Below are 26562 nucleotides of genomic sequence, written 5' to 3'. Positions count from 1 at the left end.
CCAGCGCGGCGTTCCTGCGCGGTGTTCCAGCGCGAGCTCCTGAGTCGGAGGCCGCGCCGGTGGGCTCAGACTCCGCCGGTGCGGCGGACGTGCTCCGCCAGGAGGGCCAGGCCGTCGTCGATGCTGATCGCCGGGGTCCAGTCGAGGGCCGCCCGGGTCTCCCGCTGGTCGAACCAGTGGGCGGTCGAGAGCTGCTCCGCCAGGAACTTCGTCATCGGAGGTTCGTCGTCGAGGTCACCGGCGACCCGTTCCGCCAGGCCCCAGATCTTCTCCACGGCCAGTCCGGCCGCCTTCGCCACCGCCGGGGCCACGCGGAGCCGCGGACGACGCGCGCCGCCCGCCTCCGCGATGCCCATCAGGAGCTCGCCGATCGGTCGCGGTTCGCCGTTGGTCAGCACCAGTCGGCGGCCGTGGATCTGAGGCAGCCGACGCAGCCCGGCGGCGAAGGCGTCCACCGCGTTGTCGATGTAGAGGGTGTCCACCAGGGCCGCGCCCGAGCCCAACAGCGGCAGACGGCCGGAGCGGGCGCGGTCGACCACGCGGCGGGTCAGCTGGCCGTCCCCGGGGCCCCAGATCAGGTGCGGACGGATGACCAGCACCTTCATGCCCGCCGCCGCACGCGCCTGGACCAGCAGCTCGGCCTCAGCTTTGGTGCGGGCATAGTGACCGAGGACCGCGGTCGGGTCGGGGTCTCCGGCGCCTTCCCCGACCAGGGAGGTGCCGGCATGGGCGACCGACGGAGACGAGACATGCAGCAGATGCTCCACGCCGGCGGCCTCGGCCGCGTCGAGGATGTTCTCGGTGCCGTGGATGTTGACGTCGACGAAGTCTTGGCGGCGGCCCGAGACCGACACCTTGGCCGCCATGTGGATGACGGCGTCCTGACCGGCCATCGCCTGGGCCACCAGGGCGTGGTCGGTCAGCGAGCCACGCACGTCACGGACCTCGTCGAGTCCCGAGGCGCTGCGCTGCAGGGTGGTCACCTCATAGCCGTCCTGCGCCAGTCGTCGGGCGACGCTTCCGCCGAGCAGCCCGGAGGCGCCGGTGAGCAGGACCCGGGAGCCGGGCAGGATCTCGGCGGGACGCGGAGCTGAGGGGGTGGTCTCACTCACGGAGTGCCGGGCCTCCTCCCGGTCAGAGCCTTCTCGGCCCAGAGGGCCAGACGGGTGCGGTCGATCTTCGAATTGTGGCGGATGTCGGTGGGCAGTTCGTCGAGGACGAGCACGGCCGAGACCGGGACGTCACCGGCGGCATGGCGCACTGCGGAGGCGAACTCCGGCGAGGCCAGCGGGGACCGACCGGTACGCAGGGGCCGGTCCGGACCGTCCGGCTCCACGATGACGACGACGGCCTGGGTGCCGGACGGCCCGACGCCGACGGCGGCGCTGCGGGTCACCTCGTCGAGGGCGTCCACCGGGGTCTCCACCGTGCCGGGGCCCACCGGACCATCGGGGGTGGTGATCACGTGCTGCAGGCGCCCCTCGATCCACAGGCGCCCTGAGGAGTCGACATGGCCGACGTCGTGGGTGCGGTGCCACAGAAGGCCTTCGGCGGTGTCCCGACTGCTGGCCCGGTCCGTCTGCCAGAGCCGGTCGTAGCCGGCCTTCAGATGCGCGGCTGAGACGACGATCTCGGAGAGGACGCCCACGGCGGCGGGCTGGACGGGGTCGTCCAGCACGGTGAGCTCCTCCGCCGGACGGCCTGCGGGATCGAGCGGCGCCAGGGCCAGCCGCACGCCCGCCACAGGCTGGCCCACGCATACTCCGCTCTGTCCGGTGGCCATCGCCTCATGCACTCCGTCACGGTCGATGTCCGCCTGCAGGAGCCCCTCGGTCATGCCATAGGGCGTATGGATCTCTGCGGAGGGGAAGAGCTCCTGGACGGCGTCCAGCAGATCCGGATGGACCGGTGCCCCGGCCGAGAGGACCAGTGAGATCCGTCCCAGGGCGGCTCGCTGGTCCGCCTGGAGCTCGGGCGCGGTCGCCACGACGTTGCGCAGCGCCGCGGGGGAGCCGAAGAACATCGTGGCCTCACCCGTCATCGCCGCCTGAGCGACGGCGTCAGCGGTGAGCGTGGCAGGCCGTGTCACCGACATGTCCGGGGTCACCGAGGTGGCTCCGATGGCCGGGCCGAGCAGCGCGAACGGCGCGAAACCGGCGATCAGCGACGAGCCGGGCGTCACGTCGAACTGGCGCCGCAGCAGCGCCACGAGGGCGGCGAGCCGTCCGTGGGTGTACACCACGCCCTTGGCCGGTCCGGTGGAGCCGGAGGTGAACAGCACCGCCGCCTCGTCCTCGGGGGCCGGGTGGGGGACGTCCGGAGAGGCTCCCACGTGGCTGCGCAGCAGCCGCTCCACCGAGGCCACGGTGCCGAGCAGGCGTGCCTGACGGTGGGAGAGCGCCTGGACGCTGATCCGCCGACCGGGCCAGCCGAAGGTCCGGGCCAGGGCCAGGCCGGGGGTGGCGCCGATGATCCAGTCCGGCCGCGCGCTGCGGGCGGCCCGCGTCATGCCCCTCACGCCGAGGCCTGCGTCGGCGACGACGGCCACCGCCCCGATGCGCAGGCAGGCGTAGAGCACCACGGTCAGGTCGTTGCCGGGCGGGACCAGCAGGGACACCCTGTCGCCCCGGGAGACGCCGAGTTCGCTGAGCCCGCGAGCGAGCGCGTCGATCTGCGAGGAGAGCTCCTGCCAGCTGAGCGCCGTCGGGTCCTGGGAGGTCATGTCCACCACTGCGGGGGAATTCCGCCGCCAGCTCGCCGTCATCTCCTCAAGCTGAGCGTGCAGACCGTGCACCGCGGCGGCCGGGGCGGGGGAGCGGCGGGTCGAGTCCTCCGGGCGGAGACGTCCGTCGCGCCGGTCCATGCCGCCGAGCCAGGTCAGCAGCGGTGCTGCGATGTCTCGGTCCTCCGCCACCAGGTGGCCGGCACCCTCGAAGCGGTGCAGGTCGGCATGGGGGATGCGCTCCTGCAGATCCGCCAGATGACGTTCTTGGAAGACCGGGTCCTTCGGCCCCCAGAGCAGCAGCGTGGGCTTGTCCCATCGGGTCAGGGCCGAGGAGACCTCCTCCAGCGTCCCGCGGGAGACGTGGTCTGCGGAGGCGGGGATGTCCGCCACGAACCCGCCGATGCCCCCGCGCCGATCGCGGCTCCGGTACGGGGCCGAGTAGGCGGCATGGACCTCACGGTCGAGGCGCCCTTCCGCCAGGGACAGCGTGACCCCGAGGAACCCTCGGGTCTCCACGGTGGAGGCGCTCAGCAGGCCCGGTGCGGTGGCCGCGCGGAGCGCGGCCGGCACGGGCTCGTCCACCGGATGGTCCACTGCGGTGTTCAGCGTCGCGGCGGCGTCGACGTCGTAGGGATGGCGCGTGGCCCAGCCCAGGGAGATGACGCCGCCCCAGTCGTGGCCCAGCGTCACCAGAGGAAGGGCCGTGTCGACGTCGAGGGCGTCCATCAGGGCGTCCAGGTCGTCGAGCCGCTGCGCCATCCGGCGATATCCGCATTCGTCCGGATCCGCGCCCGTCAGGGTGCGCGGGGCGCCGGCGTGGCACAGGCGCTCGGAGTAGCCCATGTCCAGCTGGTCGGGCGCGATGATGCGCCACCCGCCGGCGGTGTCGGTCTCTGCCTGCCGCAGCGACTCCGCGACGAGCCCTCGCCACAGGTAGGACCAGGTCGGGTTGCCGTGGACGGCCAGGATCGTGCCCCGCACGGGGATGCCCCGGGCAGCCAGGATCGGGCCGGTGTCCAGGACGTGGAAGGTACGGGTGCCGTCGACGGTCCTGGCCGCCACCAGCCGTGACCAGGCAGGATCGAGCCCCGGCAGCCCCTTCGGCGGCAGCTGGGCGGGTGCTGCGGGCAGCGGGCGGTGTCGGATCCGGGGAGCCCTCACCAGATGATCTCCAGCATCGCCGTGTTGAGTCCGGAGCCGACGCCCATGCAGAGCACCCGGGAACCGGAGGACAGGGAGGCGGACTCTCGAGCCAGGGTGATCGGCAGCGAGGCGGGCCCCACGTTGCCCAGCTCGGGATAGGTCACCGGGACGCGCTTCTTGTCGAGCTTGGCGGCCTTGATGATCGACGCGGTGTGCAGTGACGACACCTGGTGGGTCACGTAGGCGTCCATGGCATCCCAGTCGAAGTGCTCCTTGGCGTCCTGCCAGGCATCCATGACGAGCTCGAGGCCGCCGTCGAGCAGGCCGCGGGAGTCAGTGAACATGCCGCGATGGTCACCGACGCACAGGCCGTGGTGCTGGGTCGCGGCCCGAGTCACACCACCGACGATCCGGTGCCCCTCGGGGTGCCGGTCGGCAGGGCCCACGACCGCCGCCGCCGCGCCGGAGCCCAGGGTCAGGGACGCGAACTCCGACATGAAGTCCTCGCGGCTGACCATCGATTCGAGGCTGCTGATGCGCTCCACGGTCGCGTCCTGGACCTTCTTGGCGTCCTCGCCGTTGACGATCAGCACATAGGTCGCCTGCCCGGCGTCGATCATGGAGCTGGCCAGGGTCATCGCATTGACGAAGCCCAGGCAGGCGTTGGTGATGTCGAAGTTCATCGCGGAGCTGGGCAGACCCAGGTCGTGGTGGACTCCCACGGCGACGGAGGGCTCGAGATGCTCGCGGGTCACCGAGGTGTTGATCATCACCGAGACGTCGGCTGCGGGGACGCCGGCGGCCTGGAGGGCCCGACGCCCGGCCTCCACCGTGCCGGCGCGTACGTCTCCCGCCTTCTCCCAGTTGCGGCGGGTCTTCACGCCTGCGACCCGCTGCAGGAGGCCCTGGGGGAGCTTCAGCCGCTTCAGGGCGTCGGCCAGGCGGCGGTCGATGTCCTTGGAGGTCAGAGGGACCGGGGCTTGGACCTCGGCCACAGACAGCAGGGCGGCGTTGCGGTGGTGAAAAGTCGCGTTTCCTGGCACCGCTCCATTATCCAGCAGGTGAACCGGGCTAGCGAATCGAGGGAGGGCTAGCATGGTTTCCATGACCTTCAGCCATGACGACTCCGCGCCCTCTTCGACACTCTCGCTGCGCGCGGCGATCGAGCGCGGCGGCTTCTACCCCACGCTTGTGCACCATACGGTGACCGACGCCCTGGACGGCCGCGAGCCTACGCACCAGATCGTCCATGTGGACACCCACTTCGACATGGAGGAGGTGCACCGGCACATCACCGTGCTGGCGCTGGCCGAGGACGTGATCGTCGTCGCCCATCTGGACGACCACGACGTGGAGGCCGACGACGCCGGGACCGCCGGTCGGACCGACACGGTGGCGCGCATCTCCACGGAGGTCGTCCCCGTCAGCCGAATCCGTTCGGTGATCCTCTCCGAGGTGCACCGACGCCCGGAGAGCTTCCGTCCGGAGCGGGGACTGGCGGAGGTGACGCTGAACATGAACTGGACCGGCGGCGCGCGCTTCGAGACGGCGCCGGTGCACTGCGGAGACCCGGACTGCATGGCTGACCACGGCGACGACGGCACCGTCGTGCCCGAGGACATCGTGCTCCGCATCGCCGCCACCGCCGAAGGAGACACCGCCGTGGAGGAGGCCCGCAGCTTCGTCCGGGCGCTGCGTCGAGCCTGTGTGCGTCACGCCCGCTGACCGTCGTCCTCCCGCACCCGACCCTCTGGTGACGCGGCAGCGCACCGCCCACTCCGGAAGGAAGACCCTGATGACCGCTCGTGCCCGTGAGCTGGCCGCTCTCGCCCCGGCCTATGACGGTGCCCACATCCGTCACGTGATGCCCTCGGCGGCGGCGTCGCTCGGCCTTGACGGATTCCTCGACAGGCTCGGGCTGCCCCAGGCGAGCCTCACCGTGGTCCTCATGGTCGACGGGCTGGGGGACGAGCTCATCGCCCGGCACAGCGGGCACGCCCGGTTCCTCGCCTCTGCATGGCGGAGCAGCGCCACCGGACGCGTGCTGGACGCCGCCGCCCCCGCGACGACCGCCGCCTCCATCGCCTCCTTGGGCACGGGAGAACCCCCGGGCCGTCACGGCCTGGTCGGGTACGACGTCCTCGCGCCGTGGCTGGACCGGGTGGTCAACATGCTCGGCGGGTGGGATCCCGCGGTGGATCCGGCCCGTTGGCAGCCCCACGAGCCGGTGCTGCGGCGCGCCGAGCGTGCGGGCGCTCGGGTGCTGACCGTCTCGCGTCCCAAATTCGCCGACTCCGCCCTGACGCAGGCCGTGCTCTCCGGAGGTGAGTTCCTCGGGGCCACCCACCTGGACGCGCGGTTCCGGTTGGCGGCTGGTGCGATCACCGGTCATCGTCCCGCCACCGGGGGAGTGCGCCAGGGGTCTCCGCAGCCGCTGCTGATGTATCTCTACGTGGACGAACTGGACAAGACCGGGCACCGATACGGGGTGGACTCACCCGAGTGGGTGCGCGCGCTGGAGAGTCTGGACCGGGAGGCCGAGACGTTCGTCACGCGGCTGCGTGAGAGGTTCGGCGACCAGCTCTCGGTGCTGCTGACCGCAGACCACGGCATGCTGGACATCGCCCCGGAGGGCCGGCTGGACTTCAGCGCAGAGGAGGCGCTGCTGCGCGGCGTCCGGCACACCGGCGGCGAGCCGCGGTTCGTGCATCTGTACTTCGATCAGCATGCTTCCGCCGCCGTGCGCCGCCAGGTGCATGAGGTGTGGGAGGAGCGCTTCGGCGACCAGGCGTGGATCGCCACGCGCGACGAGGCGGTGGACGCGGGATGGTTCGGTCCCGTGGAGGACCGGGTGCGTCCCCGCATCGGTGATCTCCTGGTGGCCGTGCACGGTCCGATCGCGCTCTATCACGTGGCCCGGACGGGCCCGGATCCACTGACCATGGTGGGCCAGCACGGATCGCTGACCGACGTGGAGGTCAAGGTCCCGCTGCTCTCGCTGACCGGGCGCGCCTTCGGCTGAGTCCCGTGGGGACGTGCGACCGATCCCTGTGCGACCGATCCCTGTGCGACCGTCTGCCGGTCGTCAGTCGCCCTTCGAGCCGAAGAGGATGTCGTCCCAGCGAGGCATGCTGGGGCGGCGGGAGCCGGAGCGCTTCGGCTTCGGGGCGTGGGCGGGCGCGGCGTCTTCGGTGCTGCCGGCGTCCCGCTGGCGGGTGGCGGCGTCGCCGTCGCTCTGTGCGGATCCGGCCGATGCCGGATCCTCGCCGGGGGTCGGCTCCTTCGCCGGGGCGCCGGCCCCCTCTGCGGTGTCGGGCGCGCCCTGCGCCGCCGCGTGGTCCGGACCGGAGGAGTCGACGTCGACCGGTGACTCGCTGTCGGCATAGCTGAACCCCCAGGCGTCGGTGCCGTCGGGGCTGTCTACGTCGGGGGACTCCGTGCGCTCATCGTCGCGGGGAGCCTGCTGATCGTCCTCCCCCTGACCGGTCTGCGCCGACTCGACCGCGCGCAGTCGGGGCGTGTCCTGGCCGCTGGGCTGTTCGTCGCGCGTGAGCATGAGGGCGAGCCTGTCATCGGCGTCCTCGTCCGCGCCCAACCGACGACCCCGCCGAGCGCGCAGGACGTCGAGGAGGTCCTGATGCTCGTCGCCTTCGCCCGTGGGGCCTGCCGGGGCGTCCGGAGAGCGGGAAGGCAGCGGCGAGGTGTCCTGCTGGTCTGCGGGCACCGGGGCCGGCGTCGTCGCCGCCGGCCTGCCGGTGCCACGATCCGATCGCTGCGCCGCCGAGTCCGCCACGGACTCGACGTCGAAGGGGGCGTCCACTGCGGTCAGTCGCCGCGGACCGCGGCGGGCGCCGGTCTCCGGAGGGAGGCTGCTCAGCGTCTGGGCCCAGGGACCGACCGCTCGCAGATGGCGAGACTCCGGAGAGAAGACCCATTCAGCGGGCGGTTCGGCGTCGACACGAGCGCGGGCGGCGGCTTCGTCATCGGGGGAGAACCAGCAGACGACCTGCCAGCTGCCGTCCTGGCGTCGCCAGGCGTCCCACGCCAGGGAGGTCAGGTCGACGCCGAGGGACCGCAGGCGGACCAGCGCCATCGCTTCGAGGGTGGCGGGGGCGTCACCGAACGCGATCCGGTGCTGTTCGGCCGAGGACGGCGGGGCGATCGCCGTGCTGCGGGCCAGTTCGGCGACATAGGCGCGCTCGGCCTGGACGGGCCCTGCGTAGCGTTCCACTCGGGCCGGGTCGAGGCCAGACTCTGCGACCATCTGCTCCACGGTGGCCCCTGCACGGAGCCGGGCCTGCACCTCCCGCACCGTCATGGGCGCCCGGGCGTCCTCGGCACGCGTCGTGAGGTGCGGCGGGCGGGTGGACTTCCGTCCCACGGCCGCGCGCAGCGCGTCGTCCACGGGCAGGGCGAACTCCTGACCCTGGTCGTCGGCGAGGACGAGCAGTTCGTCGGAGTCGTCCTCGGTCACGCCCATGATCCGCAGCTGCTGCATCTGTGCTTCCTCCCGCCTGTGGCCGGCAGTAGTCTTCGGGACGGGTGCGGTCGGCGCCGCGCCGCCCTCCGGGTGGACTGGTCCAGGGGTCACTGTAGCGCGGGGAGGGCGTGGAGCTCCCGCTCCCGGTTCAGCGGAACTTGAACCTTGGGGTCGCGGAGCCCGTGAGGAGCTGCGTGGCGCCGACTCCGGGCGGCCCCGGCTCGCCGCCTCAGCGACGGTTTCGGGGCCCCGAGCCGGCCCGTCGTCCGCCCTCGGCTCAATGTGTCGCCGCCGATTTGGCGGAGCTGGCTCGATGCGACACAATCTGTGCGACAAATCGCGCTTGGGGGACCGGTGGAGGCTGGTGTCCGAGCGATTCGAATTCGACTTTCGGAGTGTGGAGCGACCCTCATGGCAACCGACTACGATGCGCCGCGCAAGAACGACGACGACGTCAACGAAGACTCCATCGAGGAACTGAAGAATCAGCAGACCAATCGCCAGTCCGCCGTCGTGGACGAAGACGAGGCGGAGGCGGCCGAAGGGTTCGAGCTCCCCGGCGCTGACCTCTCCGACGAGGAGCTGCAGGTGCGGGTGCTGCCCGCCCAGTCTGACGAGTTCACATGCGGCGAATGCTTCCTGGTCCGCCACCGGTCTCAGGTGTCCCGCGAGGAGAACGGGATGTTCATCTGCAAGGACTGCGACAGCTGAACGGCGATCTCGGTCGGCCACATCGTCGCAGCACGGAGGCCCCGTTCCGGACCATGGTCCGGAACGGGGCCTCCGTGTGCCTGGGCCGCGCGGGGTCGGTTCGGGCGGTCAGTCCGTGACGCTGAGCCCGGTCTGGCGGACCGGCTCCTCGGAACCGAGCGCGGCGAGGACCGCCTCCGGGCGTCGGGTGGAGACGATCCAATACGGCGTGGCGTCCTGGGGATCGGTGATCTGAATGGTCACCACGGGATCGATCCACCCACGGATGCACTGATAGGCCCGTGCGTCGAAGCCGGGGCCGAGCTGCTCACGTGCCGCCTGGGCGCGATGGGCCACGACGGCGCCGACGTGGGTGCGCTCGATCCGGGCTCGGCCGGCGCTCAGCCACCCTTCGGTGATCTCGATCCGAGGGGTGGTGATGATCAGGGCGAACAGCAGCAGTCCGACTCCGATGACCATGGCGGTCGCGCCGAGCCCGACGGAGATGGGAAAGAAGATGAGCGAGACGGAGGCTCCGATGATGACCGCGGCGAGCCAGATCCACCACGCCGGCCAGAGCTTCTCGGAGTAGCTCGGAGAATGCGTCGTCATGACCACCAGCTTCTCACGGAACCTCCGGTGGGCCGGAACCGCCGACGGTGACGCCCTGCCGGATGGAAGCTCGGGCCAGAGGGAATCCCCGGCCGACTGGAATGTCAGGCCGGATGAGTAGACTCGAGGGGTCACTGGACCAGCCCGACATGGGCGGGACCAGGCCCCAGCCCGCAGACCACGAGGAGAAGCAGCCCCGATGACCACGTCTACGAAGGAGCACGACGCCGGCCAGATGCCGACCGGCTCGGCGCCCGGCAGGATCCGGGTGCCGATCCGGCGTCTTGATCCGGACCTTCCGCTTCCCGGCTATGCCCACCCGGGCGACGCCGGAGCGGACCTGGTCAGCGCCGAGGACTTCACGCTGGAGCCGGGTGCACGTCGCCTCGTGCCGACCGGGGTGGCCGTCGCGATCCCGCAGGGCTGGGTCGGGCTGGTGCACCCCCGCAGCGGACTGGCGGTGAAACACGGAATCACCCTTGTCAACACGCCGGGAACCATCGATGCTGGGTATCGTGGAGAGCTCAAGGTGTGTCTGCTGAACACCGACCGTTCGACTCCGGTGAGCTTCCGTCGCGGAGACCGCATCGCGCAGCTCGTCCTCCAGCGTGTGGACCAGGCTGAATTCGTGCCTGTGGACCAGCTGGAGGACAGCGACCGCGGCGCAGGCGGCTTCGGCTCCACCGGCACGTGACTCTCGAGGGATAAGAGGAACTTCAGCATGATCTTCGGACGACGGAAGAAGTCCCAAGGGGCGGAGAAGGCCAAGCCCGCCACCATCAGAGAGGCGCTCCGCGAGGAGGAGACCTCCCCCACGAGCCCTGCCCAGGAGGAGACCACGGAGAGTTCCGCGGCCCCCGAGCAGCAGTCCGCGACGGCACCAGCGCCGCAGGAGTCAGTGCCGCAGGAGTCGGTGCCGCAGGATTCGGCGGCCGCCGGTTCCGAGACCGGCGGCGCGTCCGACAGCGCGTCCGACGGTGCCTCTGAGGACAACTCTGAGGACGCCTCGGAACGCATCGAAGGCGGGGGGCCCTACGACGTCACGGAGGTGGAGACCACCAAGGGCTACATCGACTTCGGCGCGGTCCTGGTGCCGGCGGGCAAGGAACAGAAGGTACGCCTGGACATCGATCAGAAGACCAAACGTGTCGTGGCCCTGACGATCTCGGTGGGACAGGCCAGCATCCAGATCCAGCCGTTCTCCGCGCCCAAGTCGGGAGGCACGTGGGATGAGGTGCGGGAACAGATCCAAGACTCCGTGGTGAGGCAGAAGGGGCGGATCAAGCAGCTCGACGGCCGCTTCGGCAAGGAGCTCGCCGCCCGTGTCCCGACCACGCTGAAGGACGGCCGGGCCGGCTGGCGCGTGGCTCGTTTCATCGGATTCGAGGGGAACCGCTGGTTCCTGCGCGGTGTCGTCGGCGGGCGGGGGGCGATCGACCCTCAGGCCGCTCGTGACGTCGAGGATCTCTTCTCTCGGCTCGTCGTCGTGCGCGGCGACGACCCGCTGCCGCCTCGCGAGCTGCTGCCGCTGCGGCCGCCCGAAGGCGCACGCCGGGTGGTGCTGCCGCGGAACCCGGCGCAGCGTCGGGACGCCGCACCAGGGCCGAATCCCGGCGCTGCCGCGGTCGGCAGTGGAGAAGGGGACCAGAGCGGCGCCCGTGCCAACGGTGTCCGACCGCAGCAGCGGAGGTCGGCAGGAGGCGCAGCGGCCGGCTCCGAGGGGCCGCAGCAGGCCTGATCTCGCTGGCGGACGAGGCGGCGACAGGGGGTCGAGGGACGGCCGATGAAGACCAGGGGACCACGCACAGGGGAGGCGCAGGCGGCTGTGATGACTGATTCACCGGGCAGGGCGGGGACGCCGGGCAGCTCGGAGGAGCGTGCGGCGCGGGACGAGACGTCACCGCCCGCAGCGCCCGAGACGCTCATGACCGGGGGAGCGACCCCTGATTCCGCGACTCCCGATGCCGCGACTCCCGATGCCGCGACTCCCGATGCCGCGACTCCCGATGCCGGGAGGCTCGGGAGCGCCGGGGGCCCGGGGCAGGACGATCCGTCGGACCGTCGGGGCGATCAGGTTCAGGATGCGGCCGGCCCGGACGAGATCGGGGAGCGGCTCGCCGAGTCGGCGGGCTCCCGGCTGCGCACTCGTGAGGACGGCTCGCTCGACGTGATGTCCTCCATCGGGGGCGTGCGGGGCCTTGTCGAAGCTTCTCTGCCCGCGGCGGCGTTCCTCACGGTGTTCGTCATCACCGAGGACCTGCTGATCTCCTCCATCGTCGCGGTCCTCATGGGACTGATCTTCACGGTGGCGCGGCTGGCACAGCGCGGCCCTCTGGTGCAGTCGCTGTCCGGGCTGGCGGTCATCGTGCTGTGCGCCGTCGTCGCCCAGCAGACAGGCGAGGCCCGTGACTTCTACCTGTGGGGCTTCGTCACCAACGCCGCCTACATCGCGGGCTTCGCGCTGTCCGTCGCGGTCCGCTGGCCGTTCCTGGGGATCCTCTTCGGCTTCATCCGGGGAGAGGGCGTCGCCTGGCGTCAGGACCACGCTCGTCGGAGGCGCTATGCGCTGGCCACGTGGATCGTCACCGGTGTGCTCGCGCTGCGGCTGGCGGTCCAGCTGCCGCTGTACCTGGCGGACGCCGTCGTCGCGCTCGGGACTGCTCGCCTGGTGATGGGGCTGCCCCTCTATGCCCTGGCCCTGTGGGTCGGCTGGATGATCACGCGCCCGACGGTCGTGGAGGACCGGCGCGATGGAGAGGCGGTGTCCTGAGATGATGACCTCACGACAGGCCGGCACGACACATTCGCAGCAGCTGCTCACCCTCGACGTCGGCCCGATGGCTCATGGGGGTCACTGTGTCGCCAGGCATGAGGGGCGGGTCATCTTCGTCCGGCATGCGATCCCGGGCGAAGTCGTCCGGGCACGCGTCACCGACTCAGGACCGCAGGCCAAGTTCTGGCGCGCCGACGTCGTCGAGGTCCTGGAGGCCTCGGACTACCGGCGACGGCACATCTGGAAGCTCGCCGACGCACTCCGCGCCCATGAGATGGACCGGCTTCCGGTCGGCGGAGCCGAGTACGGCCACATCACGGACCAGCATCAGCGCCGCGTCAAGGCCCAGGTCTTCCGGGACACTCTGCAGCGCATCGGCGGAATCCATCTGCAGGACCTCACCCTGGCCCATGCCCCAGCCGACGGGGAGATCCATGTCGTCGACGTCGGAGAGCGTCACAGCAACGGTCTGCACTGGCGCACGCGGGTCAGCTTCGGGGTCAACGATCACGGCGTGCTCAGCATGAAGCCCTACCGCAGCCACGAACTGATCGATCTGCGGGGGATGCCGCTGGCAGTGGAGGACATCCATGAGTCCCGACTCTTCGGCGGAGACTTCACCGGCGCCCAACGAGTCGACGTCGTGGCCCCGGGTGGTCGGGCGCCGTTGGCGCTGGTCGTCCACGCCGAGCAGTCCCGGGCTGAGGAGGCCGGACTTCGTCAGCGCCTGTTGCGCATCGCCGACGTCGAGCCGAAGGTCGAGACCATCGTGCTGGCGCTGGCGCGCGCCGACGACGCACGGGCCGAGGCCCCGAACGGCGGCGGCGCCGTCGCCCGCAACGGTGCTCGCTCCGGCGTCCGCAACGGGCGCCGCGGCTCTGCCCGTGGTCGCACGCGTGGCCGTCCCGAGGTGCCTCGGGTGCCGGCGGTCGTGGAGCATGAGATCGTGCTCGGCGGTCGCACCGTGGCCGAGCCGCTGCCGGTCCCGGTCGCCACGGGGGACGGCGAGGAGCGTGCCGTCGTGCCGCTGCGCCCGGAGGGCTTCTGGCAGATCCATCGTCATGCGCCCGAGGCGCTGGTCCGCACGATCGACGAGATGGCCAGCGTCGGGGCCGGCGACGCCGTCGCTGACCTGTACGCCGGCGCCGGGCTGTTCACCGCCTGGGCCGCGGCGCGCACCGGCGAGACGGGACAGGTGCTCAGCGTGGAGGCCGCGGCCGGGTCCAGCGCCTCGGCGCGTGAGCTGTTCGAACGGACGCAGCACGTCCGGGTGGAGACGGCCCCGGTGGAACGGGTGCTGGACGCACTGGGGGGCCACGACCTGATCCTGGTGGACCCGCCGCGCGCCGGCGCCGGAAAGAAGGTCATCGGCGGCGTCGATGCGGCGGATGCGCGCCGGCTCGTCTACGTGTCCTGCGAACCGGCGTCCTTCGCCCGTGACGCCAAGGACCTGCTCGCCCGGGGTTGGCGGTTGGCGGACCTGCAGGTGCTGGACCTCTACCCGAACACGCACCACATGGAGTCAGTCGCCCTGTTCGAACGCTGAGCCCCGCCCCTCCGGGCCGCGATGGCGCCGAGCTCGACGCCGATGCGCGTGCACCGCGTCCTTGGACGCCCGCGGAAGGCCTGGTCAGCTCTGTGGTTCGGCGATCCTGGCCTGTGGAAGGCCACCCGCGGGCCTCCGCGGGGGCGACAGCGACATGAGCCGCATCACGTCATGTCGACCGAGTAGGATGGACAGCGATACGGCTCTGAGCGCTGGAGGAGACTCCGCGTGCTCGGGCCCGGTCGCGCCACTGACCTGAGGTCGCCGTCGTGCTCGTCGTCGAGCGCCGCGTCCGCAGGGCGACCGAGGCCTGCACCGGAAGGTCCTCCGGCGAACTCTTCAGCGCCCGTTGTCCGACGGCCGCGTGCCGTCGGACCGTGTCAGTCTGGCAACTACAGAGGAGTCCCGCGTGAGCACTGTGGACAGCTTCGGAGCACAAGGCGTTCTCAACGTCAACGGCGCCGATTACGAAATCTTCCGCCTCAACACTGTGGAGGGCCACGAGTCCCTTCCGTACAGCCTGAAGGTCCTCCTGGAGAACCTTCTGCGCACCGAGGACGGGGCGAATGTGACGGCCGAGCACATCAAGGCTCTCGGCCAGTGGGACGAGACGGCACAGCCGAACACCGAGATCCAGTTCACTCCGGGTCGGGTCCTGATGCAGGACTTCACCGGTGTGCCCTGCGTCGTGGACCTGGCCACCATGCGTGAAGCCGTGGCAGACCTGGGTGGCGATCCCAAGCGGATCAACCCGCTGGCGCCGGCCGAGATGGTCATCGACCACTCGGTGCAGATCGACTCCTTCGGGAACTCGGACGCCATCGAGCGCAACATGGACATCGAGTACCAGCGCAACGGCGAGCGGTACCAGTTCCTGCGCTGGGGCCAGACGGCCTTCGACGACTTCAAGGTCGTGCCTCCCGGTATGGGCATCGTCCACCAGGTCAACATCGAGAACCTGGCCCGCGTGGTGATGACCCGTGAGGTCGACGGTGCGCTGCGCGCCTACCCGGACACCTGTGTGGGCACCGACTCGCACACCACCATGGAGAACGGCCTGGGTGTGCTGGGCTGGGGCGTGGGCGGCATCGAGGCTGAGGCCGCGATGCTGGGCCAGCCGATCTCCATGCTCATCCCGCGCGTGGTCGGCTTCAAGCTCTCCGGGGAGATCCCCGCCGGGGCGACAGCCACCGACGTGGTGCTGACCATCACCCAGATGCTCCGCGAGCACGGCGTGGTCGGCAAGTTCGTCGAGTTCTACGGCGAGGGCGTGGCGGCGGTTCCGCTGGCCAACCGAGCGACGATCGGCAACATGTCCCCGGAGTTCGGCTCCACGGCCGCGATGTTCCCCATCGACGAGGTCACCCTGGAGTACCTGCGCCTGACCGGCCGCACCGAGGAGCAGGTCGCTCTGGTGGAGGCCTACGCGAAGGAGCAGGGGATGTGGCACGACCCGTCCCGCGAGCTGCGCTTCTCGGAGTACCTCGAGCTGGACCTGTCCACCGTGGTGCCCTCGATCTCGGGTCCGAAGCGTCCGCAGGACCGTATCGAGCTCACCGACGCCAAGGAGCAGTTCCGCAAGGACATCCACAACTACGTGGAGCACGTGACCGACCCGGCCACCAACGGCCACGCCGACGCCGCCTCGGCGGCCTCGTTCCCGGCCTCGGACGCTCCGGCGCACTCCGCCGACGAGGAGCAGGACGTCAAGGACCGTCCGCGGCACGTCGGCGGCGAGGAGGTCGTGGGCCGGCCCTCGAAGCCGGTGCCGGTCTCGATGCCCGACGGCCGTGAGTTCACGCTGGACCACGGTGCGGTCTCGATCGCCTCCATCACTTCCTGCACCAACACCTCCAACCCGAACGTGATGCTCGCCGCCGGTGTGCTGGCGCGCAACGCGGTGGAGAAGGGCCTGTCGCAGAAGCCCTGGGTCAAGACCTCCATCGCACCGGGCTCGAAGGTCGTGACCGACTACTACGAGAAGTCAGGGCTGATCGAGCACCTGGAGAAGGTCGGCTTCTACGTGGTCGGCTACGGCTGCACCACCTGCATCGGAAACTCCGGTCCGCTCGAGGAGGAGATCTCCAAGACGGTCCAGGAGGAGGACCTCGCGGTCACCTCAGTGCTGTCGGGCAACCGCAACTTCGAGGGTCGCATCAACCCGGACGTGAAGATGAACTACCTGGCCTCCCCGCCGCTGGTGGTGGCCTACGCCCTGGCCGGGACCATGGACTTCGACTTCGAGAACGAGCCGCTGGGCCAGGATGCGTCGGGCGACGACGTCTACCTGCGCGACATCTGGCCGGACCCGATCGAGGTCCAGAAGATCATCGACGAGTCGATCGACACCGAGATGTTCACCTCGAAGTACGACACGGTCTTCGACGGGGACCACCGGTGGCAGGAGCTGAACACTCCGGAGGGCTCCACCTTTGCCTGGGACGAGTCGTCGACCTACGTGCGCAAGGCGCCGTACTTCGACGGCATGTCGCTGGAGGCCTCCCCGGTGGAGGACATCTCCGGGGCGCGGGTGCTGCTGAAGCTGGGCGACTCGGTCACCACCGACCACATCTCGCCGGCCGGCTCCTTCAAGTCCGACACCCCGGCGGGCCGCTACCTGCTGGAGAACGGCGTGGAGCGTAAGGACTTCAACTCCTACGGCTCCCGCCGAGGCAACCACGAAGTCATGATCCGCGGCACCTTCGCCAACATCCGGATCAAGAACCAGCTGCTCGACGGAGTCGAGGGCGGCTTCACCCGGGACTTCACCCAGGAGGGCGCCCCGCAGGCCTACGTGTACGACGCCGCAGAGAACTACAAGGAGGCCGGCACACCGCTGGTGGTCCTGGGCGGCAAGGAGTACGGGTCGGGCTCGTCCCGGGACTGGGCCGCCAAGGGCACCAAGCTGCTGGGCGTCCGCGCGGTCATCACCGAGTCCTTCGAGCGGATCCACCGCTCGAACCTCATCGGCATGGGTGTGCTCCCGCTGCAGTTCCCGGAGGGCGAGACGGCCGACACGCTGGGTCTGACCGGTTTCGAGACCTTCTCGATCTCCGGAATCACTGCGCTGAACGAGGGCACCATCCCGAAGACGGTGCAGGTCACCGCCGCGGCAGAGGACGGCTCGGAGACCACCTTCGACGCGGTCGTGCGCATCGACACCCCCGGCGAGGCGGACTACTACCGCAACGGCGGCATTCTGCAGTACGTGCTGCGCCAGCTGGTGACGTGAGCGGCTGACCGTCGTCGGCGCACCGTCCTTCGGGAGCACAGACGACGGGCCACCCGCTGAGTCGACGGCGGGCGGGACGGAGGAGACTCCGGACCGCCCGCCGTCGTCGTGCTCCGGTGCATCCTGATGCCGACCGGGCGGTAGAATCGCAGAGAGCCTGATCGCATGGGAGGGATCGCGCCAGTGAAGACCATTCTGGAGACCATCCGGTCTCCCCAGGACCTGTCCCGGCTGACGGACGAGCAGCTGGAGCGGCTGGCCGCGGAGATCCGCCAGTTCCTCATCGACAAGGTGTCCCGCACCGGGGGACACCTGGGCCCCAACCTCGGCGTGGTGGAACTCACCCTGGCGATCCACCGGGTCTTCGACTCGCCTCGCGACTCAGTGATCTTCGACACCGGGCACCAGTCCTACATCCACAAGCTGGTCACGGGCCGTCAGGACTTCTCCACCCTGCGCAAGCAGGGCGGCCTGGCCGGCTACCCGGAGCGCGCCGAGTCCATCCATGACATCGTCGAGTCCTCCCACGCCTCCTCCTCATTGTCATGGGCCGACGGCATCTCCAAGGCACGCGTGCTCAGCGGCGAGGACGACCGTTTCGTGGTCGCAGTCATCGGCGACGGCGCCCTCACCGGTGGGATGGCCTGGGAAGCGCTGAACAACATCGCCGCGGACAAGGACCGTCGTGTGGTGATCGTCGTCAACGACAACGGCCGCTCGTATGCCCCCACGGTGGGAGGGCTGGCCGATCAGCTGGATCGCCTGCGGAGGGGATTCCTGGACAAGCTGCGCACGCACCGTGTGTATGAGAAGGCGATGGACGGCACCAAGCAGCGCCTTCAGCACGGCGGGCCGGTCAGCAAGATGGTCTACCGAAGCCTGCATGCCGCGAAGAAGGGCGCGAAGGACTTCTGGGCGCCGCAGGGGCTCTTCGAGGACCTGGGCATGAAGTACATCGGACCGGTGGACGGGCATGATCAGCGCTCCATGGAGGAGGCGCTGCAGGACGCCAAGAACTACGGCGGTCCGGTGATCGTCCACGCGCTCACGGAGAAGGGTCGCGGCTACGCCCCGGCCCGCGCGGATGAGAACGACCAGTTCCACGCGGTCGGCGTGATCGACCCCGAGACCGGCGAGCCGGTGTCCCGGGGTTCGGCGCGCTCCTGGACCTCCGTGTTCGAAGAGGAGATCACGGCCATCGCTGATGAGCGACCGGACGTGGTGGCGCTGACCGGGGCGATGATGATCCCCGTAGGCCTGCGCAGCTTCGCGGAGAAGCACCCGGATCGCGTCTTCGACGTCGGCATCGCCGAGCAGCATGCCGTCGCCTCTGCCGCCGGGCTGGCCTATGGCGGGCTGCACCCAGTGGTGGCGCTCTATGCGACGTTCCTCAATCGGGCATTCGACCAGTTGCTCATGGATGTCGCGCTGCACCGCGCCGGGGTGACGCTGGTGCTGGATCGGGCCGGCGTGACCGGTCCGGACGGACCCAGCCATCACGGCGTGTGGGATCTGTCCCTGCTGCAGATCGTGCCCGGCATGCGGATCGCCGCGCCGCGGGACTCCACCCGGCTGCGGGAGGAGCTGCGCGAGGCGGTGGCCGTGGACGACGCCCCCACGGTGGTCCGCTTCTCCAAAGGGTCCGTCAACGGTGAGATCGATGCGCTGGAGAGGCTCGAGGACGGAGTGGAGGTCCTCCATGGTCAGCGCAACGAAGACGGAGCCTACAGCAATGACGTGCTCATCGTCTCCGTCGGCACGATGGGGGAGCTGTCCCTCGATGTGGCGCGTCGGCTGGCCGATCAGGGCATCACCTCCACCGTCGTGGACCCCCGCTGGGTGCTCCCGGTCCCGGAATCCGTCGTCTCTCTGGCGGCGCGGCACCGGATCGTCGTCTGCGTGGAGGACGGTGTGAAAGCCGGGGGAGTCGGGTCCCGGATCCGGCAGACCATGCGTGAGGCCGGTGTGGACACGGCACTCAACGAGGTGGGACTTCCCGTGGAGTTCCTCTCCCACGGCTCGCGGGCAGAGGTTCTGGACCGCGTGGGCGTGACCTCCACCCAGGTGGCTCAGGACACCGTGGCCCAGGTGTTGGGCACGAAGGTGCCCTTCGCACGTCCGCTGCCCGGGGAGGATCTGCCCACCGGCGAGATCCCGAGCTTCCCCCAGAGCCGCGACGCCTGAGCGTCGACCCGTTCACCCTGTCGGTCCTCACCGGACCGGCGACCTCATGACCGCCGGGGGCCCTGCCCTGCGGCCCGACCGTCTGGAGACCTCATGATCAGTCTGTTCCGTCAGAACTCGGAAGCCGCCTGGGAGTACCGGGAGGCTTGGTACGACGAGGCGGCCGGAGAGTTTGTGGTGCACTACGGCGCGGTGGGCGCCAATGGGAAGCTCACGGCGGAGAAGGCGCAGGCAGACGAGGCGGAGGCTCTGCTGGAGGGTTTCGCAGCCCAATGCGAGGCGGACGGTTACCGGGAGATCGGGCAGCTGCAGACCGTCGAACTGGTCGTCGCTGTGCCGCTGAAGGCCTCGGAGCCCTCGGCGTCGGAGCGGCGGAACGCCGAGACCGTCCACACGGCAGTGCTCACGGGGCTCGCCTGGCGGGGGCTCGGCGCCCTGAGCGACCCGGAGATCGAAGAGCACGCCGACGGCGCGGCGCTGGTCATGAGGGCCCGCACGGTGCACCGCCGGAAGGCCGGGGAGGCCGTGCGCGGCGCCCTGCGCGCCACCGACGTCCCTGCCTCGAAGGTCCGCATCCGCGTGGGCTGAGCCCACAGGCAGAGCGGGCCTCACCCGTCGCGGGGCGGGCGGGGCGACCGCTCACACGAGCACGCGGACCTCTCCGTCGCTGATCTCCGCCTCGAAGCGGGTCAGAGGACGGTCCGCCGGTCCGGAGGTGGGCTCCCCGGAGTCCACGGCGAACACCGATCCGTGGCAGGGGCAGCTGAACTGCTCGTCTTCGGGCTCCACGGTGCAGCCCTGGTGGGTGCACACTGACGTGAAGGCGTGGACCTCGTCCTCACCGGCACGGTGCAGAAGCAGCTCATGCTCGCCTGCACTGGCCGCGACCGAGGTGCCCACCGGGAGCTCCTCGGCGGCCAGCACGGCCTCCCAGGACTCGCCGGCATGTGTGGCCTCCGCTCCGGGTTCGGCACCGTCGTCGGAGGTGTTGCCGCAGGCGGCCAACGAGAGCCCCGCGACTCCCGCAGCACCGGCGGCGGTGGTGCGGAGGAAGGCCCGGCGGGCGCAGCACAGCTCATTCATGCGCCCGAGTCTATCGGGCGCCGAAGGTCCGTCCTGCATCCGCCGGGCCGTCGGGGATCCCGTCAGTGGAACGTGCGCCCGTTGACCCGCTCGCTGGCCCCCACCTGGTCCAGGTAGGGGGTGATTCCGCCGCGGTGCATGGGCCAGCCGGCGCCGAGGATCATGCACAGGTCGATGTCCTTCGGGGAGCTCACCACGCCCTCGGAGAGCATCAGACCGATCTCTTCGGCCAAGGCGTCTTGGACGTCGGTGAGCAGCTGCTCACCGCTGCGCGGCGTCTCGCCGAACTCCATCAGCGCCAGGGTCTGCTCCTTGATGAAGGCGCGGCCGTCCTCGTCGGTGCTCCAGATCTCCGTGACGCCGGCCTCGATGAGGCGCTGCAGGTTGGCCGAGACGTGGAACCTCTCGCCGAACGCCGCGTGGAGGGACTCGGTGACGTGCTGAGCCACCGGGATGCCGACCATCGCCAGCAGGGTGAAAGGCGTCATCGGCAGTCCGATGGGCCGCAGGGCCTGGTCCGCGGTAGCAGCATCGGTGCCCTCGTCGAAGGCCTTCTGCACCTCGGCCATCAGGCGCAGCAGGACACGGTTGACCACGAAGGCCGCCGAGTCGGAGGTGAGGACCGGCGTCTTGCGCAGTGCCGCGGCCAGCGCGAAGGCGGTCGCGATCGGTTCGTCCGTGGTCTCCGGGGTGCGGGCGATCTCGATCAGCGGCATCACCGCCACCGGGTTGAAGAAGTGGAACCCGATGACCCTCTCGGGGTGCCTCAGGTCGGCGGCCATCTCCGTGACCGACAGCGAGGACGTGTTGGTGGCCAGGATCGTCCCGGCCGGCACGATCTCCTCGAGCTCGGCGAAGACCTGCTTCTTGACACCGATCTCCTCGAAGACCGCCTCGATGACGAAGTCCGCGTCCGCGTAGACCGACTTGTCGGTGGATCCGGTCACCAGGCCCTTCAGGCCGGCGGCCTGCTCGGCGCTGATCTTCCCCTTGCCCTGCAGCTTCTCCACCTGGGAGGAGATGAAGTCCAAGCCCTTGGCCACCCGGGTCTCGTCGATGTCGGTCATGACCACCGGGACCTGCAGGTGCTGGGCGAAGACCATCGCCAGCTGGGAGGCCATCAGGCCGGCGCCCACGATCCCCACCTTGCCGATCTGACGCGGCGGGACCTCCGGCACGCCGGCGGGGCGCTTGGCCCGCTTCTGGATCAGCTCCAGGAACGCGTAGACGGTGTTGGCGAACTCATCGGTGACCATCAGCTCGGCCAGGGCATCGCACTCGGCGACACGGTCTTGGTCGCGATCGCGGTCCTTGCCGGCGATGAACACCTCCAGAGCCTTCTGCGGCGCAGGAGCAGAGTCGCCGGTCTTGGCCGCCACGGCACGGCGGGCGGCCTCGATGCCCCGCTGCCAGGCGGCGTCGCTGGTGTCCCGATCCCGATGGGACCGGACGCCGGCGAGGGTGTCGTCATCTCTGGCGATGATCCGCGCGGCGAACTCCACGGACGCCTGCTCGAATGCGTCGGCGGCGAAGAGGGCGTCGGCGATGCCCAGCTCATAGGCCGCCGCACCCTTGAGCGTGCGATTGTTCGCCAGGGCGTTCGAGAAGATGACCTGGGCGGCGGCCTCCGGACCGATCAGGCGCGGCAGTCGATACACCCCGCCCCAGCCGGGGATGAGCCCCAGGAATGCCTCGGGCAGGGACAGGGCCTTGGCGTCGGTGGAGACGGTGCGCCACTGAGCGGCCAGCGCGATCTCCAGCCCGCCGCCGAGGGCGGTGCCGTTGATGAAGGCGAAGGTCGGTACGGGGAAGTCTTCGAGCAGGTTGTAGGCCTGGTGGCCCAGCTCCGCCATCTGGCGTGCCAGCTCGGTGGACTCGATCGTATTGACCGCGCCCAGGTCCGCCCCGGCCACCAGGTAGCCGGGCTTGCCGATCAGCGCCAGCCCGGCGATCTCTGCGGATTCTGCACGTGGCAGCTGCGAGGCCACGGCCTCGCCGAACTCGATCAGGGAGTTGGGTCCGAGCGTGGTCGGCCGCCGGGCGTCGTCGTTGTCCAGTCGGATCAGCGCCAGCGTGCCGCCGCCGGGTAGGGTGACGTCCTCGACCCGGCTGTGCGTGCGGACCTCGTCCGCGAAGGCCTCGGCGAGCTCGGCATAGCCGGAGAAGTCGGTCTGCGCGGCGGTGATGGTGCCGGCGGGGGAGTGGGAGTGTGCGGACTGCGCGTTCATGGGTGCCTCCACAGCGTCGTCGTCAGGGAAGAATGCGTTCCGCATCACATGCTACCGGCGAGTAGCTCCAGAGGCCAGCGCGGCCCCGTGACGACGACGCCGCAGCGTGTGCAGGCACGGCTCACCTGCTGTGGAGTAAGGCGCGGGCAACAGGTGGAGGCTGCCGAGGGCGATCAGAGGTCGCTGAGAGGATCGGGGTCCAGCAGCGCCACGGTGACCACCGCGGCCGTCTGGTCGACCTGCCAGGGCCGGGCGCCCAGCGCGGTGAGGGCCGCCGCGATCGAGTCCAGGTCGATCTGGGCCGGGGGATCCCAGCACAGCTGCTTCAGGACAGCCGGGGTCAGCAGAGTCTCCGGCATGATCTCCAGGCGTTCGGCGAGGAACGTCAGACGTTCCCTGGCGGTGCGGTATCGGCGGAATGCCAACGGGTGGCGCTCCTTCCACGAGCGTGGAGGAGGCGGGCCACCGGTGCGGCGCTGCAGATCCGGAAGGTCTTGGGACGTGGCGCCGGCCCTCACGGCGCGCAGCCACCGGGGAGCCTCCCGCTTGGCCGCCCGCCCGTGGAAACCCGGAACGGCGAGCAGCTGGGGGACGGTGGTGGGAGATTCCAGGGCTGCGGCCACCAGGGCCGAGTCGGGCAGGATGTGCCCCGGAGAGACGTCCTTCTGCTCCGCCAGGTGCTCTCGAGCGCGCCAGAGCTCGCGCAGCACCGCGAGCCCGCGTCGACTCTTGAGCCGGTTGATCCCCGAGGTGCGGCGCCAGCGATCATGGCGCGGCACCGTCGGGGGCCGATGGGTGCGGGCATGCTCGAACTCCTGGGCAGCCCAGTCGGACTTGCCCTGCTCCTCCAGCAGGGAGCTGAGTTTCTCCCGCAGTTCGATCAGCAGCTCGACGTCCAGTGCGGCGTAGCGGAGCCAGTCCTGCGGCAGCGGGCGGCGAGACCAGTCGGCCGCCGAGTGCTCCTTCGCCAGCCGGACCCCCAGCAGGGATTCCACCACGGCGCCGAGCCCCACACGCGGCAGGCCGGCCAACCGGGCGGCCAGCTCGGTGTCGAAGAGCGCATGGGGGTGCATGCCCAGCTCGGCCAGGCAGGGCAGGTCCTGGGAGGCGGCGTGCAGGATCCACTCGGCGCCGCCCAATGCCCGCTGCAGCGGGACGAGTGTGTCGAAGGGCTCCGGGTCGATGAGCCAGAGCCCGGATCCCTCGCGCTTGAGCTGCACGAGGAACGCTCTCTGGCCGTAGCGGAAACCCGAGGCACGCTCTGCGTCGACCGCCACGGGGCCGTGGCCGGCAGCCAGCGCCTCGGCGCACCGCTGCAGTCCACGTGCGGTGTCGATGACGAACGGTACGCCGTCGGCGGGCTCGGTGAGCAGAGGGGGAAGGTGCTCGTCCTGGTCCTCCATAGAGTGGTCAGATCCTCCTGACATGCGGCAGGGCCACCACGCCGTCGGGCAGGGGAGGCAGACCGGCGAAGCTGCAGACCATATCCGCCCAGGCCTCCAGGTGTCGGCCCAGCCGAGGCCCGCTGGGCGTCCAGGAGGCCCGGAGTTCGACGGTGTTGCTCGCCTGACGATCTTCGAGGCTGCCGAAGGATTCGGACAGGATGCGTGTGGCGGTGCCGCCGGCGTGGCTGTGCTCGACACCGCACTGATCCAGCGAGTCGCTCAGCCAGGTCCAGGCGACTTCGGCGAGCAGGGGGTCGTTGCCCATGTCCGCGTCCAGCTCGGCGCGGATGTAGATCACCACACGGAACGTCCCGCCCCAGGTCTCCTGGCCCTGCGGGTCGTGGAGCAGGATGAAGCGGCCGGTGGCGAGCAGCTCAGCATCCTCGGGTGCTGGGCGGAGCCGAGCCGGTCCGTGGAGCGGGGTCCGCGCGCCGGGGTCCAGGACCTCGGCGCGCAGCGCCACCGCGTACGGGGCCAGCTTGACCGGGGCAGGGATCTCGTCGACCTGCGCCTCGGTGCGGGGACGGGCACGCCGCAGCTCTCCCAGGGCGGAACGGAACGACTCCGGGAGGTCGTCGATGCCGGGGGTGGAGATCTGCGGGCCGGGACCACGTCCTGCGGCAGATCCGGCTGGGCCGAGTGCTGTCACGCGTCCAGCCTATGAACAGGATCAGCGAGCATCGGGCAGGCGCGCCGTGAGCGCGGCCCGCGCATGGTCCACGAACTCATCGATCTGCGCCTCGGTGGTCTGGAAGGAGCACATCAGACGGACGACGGGGTCGCCGTCCGGCGCGGTGTCCCGCACATGGAAGAGATACCGGGACTGCAGCTCCTCCACCACCGTCGCCGGCATCTTGGGAAAGACGGCGTTCACCTGCGCCGGCGCGGGGAGGTCGATGCCCTCGAGCGTCGCGAGGCGTTCGCCGAGCAGACGGGCCTGCGCATTGGCGTGCTCGGCGTTGCTGCGCCACAGGTCGGTGCCGAAGAGCTCCAGCAGCTGGGCGGAGACGAAGCGCTGCTTGCTGGCCAGCTGCATCGAGTACTTGCGGATGTAGTCGGTGCCGCGGACTCTGGTCGGGTCCAGCACGACGACGGCCTCCGCGGCCAGCGCACCGTTCTTGGTCCCGCCCAGGCTCAGCACGTCGACGCCGACGTCGGTGGTCACCTCGCGCAGGGAGACGCCGAGGGCGGCGGCGGCGTTGGCGAGGCGGGCGCCGTCCATATGGACCCCGAGTCCCGCCGCGTGGGCGCGGTCCGCCACCGCCGCAATCTCGGCGGGCGAATAGAGGCTCCCCAGCTCGGTGGACTGGGTCAGGGTGACCGCCAGGGGCTGCGCGGCGTGGACGAAGCCCTGGGCTCCGAGCTCAGCCTCGACGTCGGCGGGCGTCAGCTTTCCCTCCGGTGTGGGACGGGCCAGCAGCTTCAGTGCGCCGAGCCGCTCCGGGGCGGCACCTTCATCAGTGTTCACGTGAGCCTGGCGCGCGCAGATCGCCGCGCCCCAGCGCGGGAGGAGGGCCTGCAGCGAGACGACGTTGGCACCGGTGCCGTTGAACACCGGGAAGATCTCTGCGGACGGACCGAACTGGTCCCTGACGACCTGCTCCAGGCGGGCGGTGACGGGGTCGTGGCCGTAGGGCACCGCGGCGCCGCCGTTGGCCCGGGTGATGGCCTCCAGCACCTCCGGCGAGACTCCCGCGGTGTTGTCGGAGGCGAAGGTCGGGTCGGGAGTCGCCGGGGCATCGGGGCCGACGGGTCCGTCGAGGGTCTGGAGACCGGGCATGATCTCATCAGTGCTGGTCACTCGTCGGCCTCCTCGAAGCGCATCGAGACGGAGTTGATGCAGTATCGCTGGTCGGTGGGAGTGTCGAAGCCCTCGCCGGAGAACACGTGTCCCAGGTGGGAGTCGCAAGAGCCGCACCGGACCTCCACACGTTCCATCCCCAGCGACGTGTCGCGCAGGTGCCGGACGTTCGCTCCCGTCGCGGGCTCGTAGAAGCTGGGCCAGCCGCAGCGGGAGTCGAACTTGGTCTGGGAGGTGAACAGCTCCGCGCCGCAGGCGCGGCAGAGATACACCCCGGCCTGGGTGGTAGGCCCATGGTCCCCGGTGAAGGGCCGCTCGGTGCCGCCCTGGCGGAGCACGTAGTACTCCTCGGGGGTCAGACGGTCGCGCCATTGGGCGTCGGACAGAGAGGCGAAGTCAGGCGCGGTTCCTGGCGGGCGGGCATCGGGGTCAGTCTGGTCAGTGCTCATGGCTCCATCCCATCACGTTCGTCGCACCACGTCCGCCGCATCACGATCATCGCATCGACGGCGGCACGCGGTCTGAAGCCCACAGTGGCCCGCATCGCCCACCCGGACGAGCAGGGCACGGCGGCAAAGAGCGTCGCGCTCCTCAGACGGTGCAACGCGCACCGGGCTCCG

General features: G+C 70.4%; 21 protein-coding genes. 10 read left to right on the top strand and 11 right to left on the bottom strand.

Annotation, left to right across the window (positions count from 1 at the left end; genetic code table 11):
* Positions 1-65: 65 nt before the first annotated feature.
* The 3 genes from Q7C18_RS04650 to Q7C18_RS04640 are packed head-to-tail and all read right to left on the bottom strand — an operon-like array spanning position 66 to position 4911.
* The gene (locus tag Q7C18_RS04650) at positions 66-1112 is read right to left on the bottom strand and encodes an NAD-dependent epimerase/dehydratase family protein (RefSeq protein WP_311024378.1); all 1047 of its coding nucleotides are present in this window, start codon (positions 1110-1112) and stop codon (positions 66-68) included.
* Positions 1109-3886, bottom strand: a complete 2778-nt coding sequence (locus tag Q7C18_RS04645) for an alpha/beta fold hydrolase (RefSeq protein ID WP_311024377.1) — start codon at positions 3884-3886, stop codon at positions 1109-1111. Before Q7C18_RS04645 ends, Q7C18_RS04650 begins: the two co-directional genes overlap by 4 nt.
* Entirely contained in the window at positions 3883-4911 is a 1029-nt protein-coding gene (locus Q7C18_RS04640; RefSeq protein WP_311024376.1) for a 3-oxoacyl-ACP synthase III, read from the bottom strand. The genes Q7C18_RS04645 and Q7C18_RS04640 overlap by 4 nt, the downstream gene beginning before the upstream one ends.
* Before the next feature lie 61 nt (positions 4912-4972).
* Here Q7C18_RS04640 and Q7C18_RS04635 point away from each other — a divergent pair, with 61 nt between their 5' ends.
* Together Q7C18_RS04635 and Q7C18_RS04630 are read left to right on the top strand one after the other, a co-directional pair.
* Positions 4973-5593 (top strand): DUF5998 family protein, encoded by a 621-nt coding sequence (locus Q7C18_RS04635; protein ID WP_070162463.1) that lies wholly within the window; start codon positions 4973-4975, stop codon positions 5591-5593.
* Between the two features lie 70 nt (positions 5594-5663).
* Positions 5664-6890, top strand: coding sequence for an alkaline phosphatase family protein (locus Q7C18_RS04630; RefSeq protein WP_311024375.1), 1227 nt, complete (start codon positions 5664-5666; stop codon positions 6888-6890).
* A 63-nt stretch (positions 6891-6953) separates the two neighbouring features.
* On the opposite strand, the gene sepH is transcribed toward Q7C18_RS04630, so the two are convergent.
* The gene (sepH, locus tag Q7C18_RS04625; protein WP_311024374.1) at positions 6954-8366 is read right to left on the bottom strand and encodes a septation protein SepH; all 1413 of its coding nucleotides are present in this window, start codon (positions 8364-8366) and stop codon (positions 6954-6956) included.
* A 393-nt stretch (positions 8367-8759) separates the two neighbouring features.
* Here sepH and Q7C18_RS04620 point away from each other — a divergent pair, with 393 nt between their 5' ends.
* Positions 8760-9059, top strand: coding sequence for a DUF4193 domain-containing protein (locus Q7C18_RS04620; protein ID WP_070158911.1), 300 nt, complete (start codon positions 8760-8762; stop codon positions 9057-9059).
* A gap of 108 nt (positions 9060-9167) precedes the next feature.
* On the opposite strand, the gene Q7C18_RS04615 is transcribed toward Q7C18_RS04620, so the two are convergent.
* Positions 9168-9650 (bottom strand): DUF3093 domain-containing protein, encoded by a 483-nt coding sequence (locus Q7C18_RS04615; protein WP_070158914.1) that lies wholly within the window; start codon positions 9648-9650, stop codon positions 9168-9170.
* A 199-nt stretch (positions 9651-9849) separates the two neighbouring features.
* Here Q7C18_RS04615 and dut point away from each other — a divergent pair, with 199 nt between their 5' ends.
* From dut to Q7C18_RS04580, 7 genes are all read left to right on the top strand, one after another.
* Positions 9850-10344, top strand: coding sequence for a dUTP diphosphatase (gene dut, locus Q7C18_RS04610; RefSeq protein WP_170922602.1), 495 nt, complete (start codon positions 9850-9852; stop codon positions 10342-10344).
* 27 nt (positions 10345-10371) lie between these two features.
* Complete coding sequence (locus Q7C18_RS04605) at positions 10372-11388, top strand: DUF3710 domain-containing protein (protein WP_311024373.1); 1017 nt, start codon at positions 10372-10374, stop codon at positions 11386-11388.
* Positions 11389-11478: 90 nt separating this feature from the next.
* Positions 11479-12420 (top strand): DUF3159 domain-containing protein, encoded by a 942-nt coding sequence (locus Q7C18_RS04600; RefSeq protein ID WP_311024372.1) that lies wholly within the window; start codon positions 11479-11481, stop codon positions 12418-12420.
* A gap of 1 nt (position 12421) precedes the next feature.
* On the top strand, positions 12422-13969 hold the full coding sequence (locus tag Q7C18_RS04595) for a class I SAM-dependent RNA methyltransferase (protein ID WP_311024371.1): 1548 nt from the start codon (positions 12422-12424) through the stop codon (positions 13967-13969).
* 409 nt (positions 13970-14378) lie between these two features.
* A complete protein-coding gene (locus Q7C18_RS04590) occupies positions 14379-17201 on the top strand; it encodes an aconitate hydratase (RefSeq protein WP_311024370.1) in 2823 nt (940 codons plus the stop codon).
* A 183-nt stretch (positions 17202-17384) separates the two neighbouring features.
* Positions 17385-19385 carry a 1-deoxy-D-xylulose-5-phosphate synthase gene (gene dxs, locus Q7C18_RS04585; RefSeq protein WP_311024369.1) on the top strand — a complete coding sequence of 667 codons (2001 nt, stop codon included), beginning with the start codon at positions 17385-17387 and terminating at the stop codon, positions 19383-19385.
* Between the two features lie 93 nt (positions 19386-19478).
* The gene (locus Q7C18_RS04580) at positions 19479-19973 is read left to right on the top strand and encodes a hypothetical protein (RefSeq protein WP_070162653.1); all 495 of its coding nucleotides are present in this window, start codon (positions 19479-19481) and stop codon (positions 19971-19973) included.
* 51 nt (positions 19974-20024) lie between these two features.
* Here Q7C18_RS04580 and Q7C18_RS04575 read toward each other — a convergent pair whose 3' ends face one another.
* The 6 genes from Q7C18_RS04575 to msrB form a co-directional block, all read right to left on the bottom strand.
* Complete coding sequence (locus Q7C18_RS04575; RefSeq protein ID WP_070162654.1) at positions 20025-20468, bottom strand: Rieske (2Fe-2S) protein; 444 nt, start codon at positions 20466-20468, stop codon at positions 20025-20027.
* A 62-nt stretch (positions 20469-20530) separates the two neighbouring features.
* Positions 20531-22696 (bottom strand): 3-hydroxyacyl-CoA dehydrogenase NAD-binding domain-containing protein, encoded by a 2166-nt coding sequence (locus Q7C18_RS04570; RefSeq protein WP_311024451.1) that lies wholly within the window; start codon positions 22694-22696, stop codon positions 20531-20533.
* A gap of 173 nt (positions 22697-22869) precedes the next feature.
* Positions 22870-24099 (bottom strand): HRDC domain-containing protein, encoded by a 1230-nt coding sequence (locus Q7C18_RS04565; RefSeq protein WP_139827543.1) that lies wholly within the window; start codon positions 24097-24099, stop codon positions 22870-22872.
* A gap of 7 nt (positions 24100-24106) precedes the next feature.
* Entirely contained in the window at positions 24107-24790 is a 684-nt protein-coding gene (locus Q7C18_RS04560) for a DUF3000 domain-containing protein (RefSeq protein ID WP_083277812.1), read from the bottom strand.
* Between the two features lie 21 nt (positions 24791-24811).
* The gene (locus Q7C18_RS04555) at positions 24812-25942 is read right to left on the bottom strand and encodes a beta-eliminating lyase-related protein (RefSeq protein ID WP_311024368.1); all 1131 of its coding nucleotides are present in this window, start codon (positions 25940-25942) and stop codon (positions 24812-24814) included.
* A complete protein-coding gene (gene msrB, locus Q7C18_RS04550) occupies positions 25939-26391 on the bottom strand; it encodes a peptide-methionine (R)-S-oxide reductase MsrB (RefSeq protein WP_311024367.1) in 453 nt (150 codons plus the stop codon). The genes Q7C18_RS04555 and msrB overlap by 4 nt, the downstream gene beginning before the upstream one ends.
* Positions 26392-26562 lie beyond the last annotated feature (171 nt).

Source organism: Nesterenkonia sp. CL21, from assembly GCF_031705515.1.
Lineage (GTDB): Bacteria > Actinomycetota > Actinomycetes > Actinomycetales > Micrococcaceae > Nesterenkonia > Nesterenkonia aethiopica.
The sequence above is the reverse complement of the archived record's forward strand: the minus strand, read 5'-3'. Positions and strand labels throughout refer to the sequence as shown.

Bases quoted from the DNA above. Each gene is read 5' to 3' on its own strand.
- sepH (WP_311024374.1), bottom strand. From the start codon at position 8,366: ATGCAGCAGCTGCGGATCATGGGCGTGACCGAGGACGACTCCGACGAA.
- Q7C18_RS04600 (WP_311024372.1), top strand. From the start codon at position 11,479: ATGACTGATTCACCGGGCAGGGCGGGGACGCCGGGCAGCTCGGAGGAG.
- Q7C18_RS04605 (WP_311024373.1), top strand. From the start codon at position 10,372: ATGATCTTCGGACGACGGAAGAAGTCCCAAGGGGCGGAGAAGGCCAAG.
- Q7C18_RS04570 (WP_311024451.1), bottom strand. From the start codon at position 22,696: ATGAACGCGCAGTCCGCACACTCCCACTCCCCCGCCGGCACCATCACC.
- Q7C18_RS04595 (WP_311024371.1), top strand. From the start codon at position 12,422: ATGATGACCTCACGACAGGCCGGCACGACACATTCGCAGCAGCTGCTC.
- dut (WP_170922602.1), top strand. From the start codon at position 9,850: ATGACCACGTCTACGAAGGAGCACGACGCCGGCCAGATGCCGACCGGC.
- Q7C18_RS04615 (WP_070158914.1), bottom strand. From the start codon at position 9,650: ATGACGACGCATTCTCCGAGCTACTCCGAGAAGCTCTGGCCGGCGTGG.
- Q7C18_RS04635 (WP_070162463.1), top strand. From the start codon at position 4,973: ATGACCTTCAGCCATGACGACTCCGCGCCCTCTTCGACACTCTCGCTG.
- msrB (WP_311024367.1), bottom strand. From the start codon at position 26,391: ATGAGCACTGACCAGACTGACCCCGATGCCCGCCCGCCAGGAACCGCG.
- Q7C18_RS04575 (WP_070162654.1), bottom strand. From the start codon at position 20,468: ATGAATGAGCTGTGCTGCGCCCGCCGGGCCTTCCTCCGCACCACCGCC.
- Q7C18_RS04565 (WP_139827543.1), bottom strand. From the start codon at position 24,099: ATGGAGGACCAGGACGAGCACCTTCCCCCTCTGCTCACCGAGCCCGCC.
- Q7C18_RS04620 (WP_070158911.1), top strand. From the start codon at position 8,760: ATGGCAACCGACTACGATGCGCCGCGCAAGAACGACGACGACGTCAAC.
- Q7C18_RS04630 (WP_311024375.1), top strand. From the start codon at position 5,664: ATGACCGCTCGTGCCCGTGAGCTGGCCGCTCTCGCCCCGGCCTATGAC.
- Q7C18_RS04580 (WP_070162653.1), top strand. From the start codon at position 19,479: ATGATCAGTCTGTTCCGTCAGAACTCGGAAGCCGCCTGGGAGTACCGG.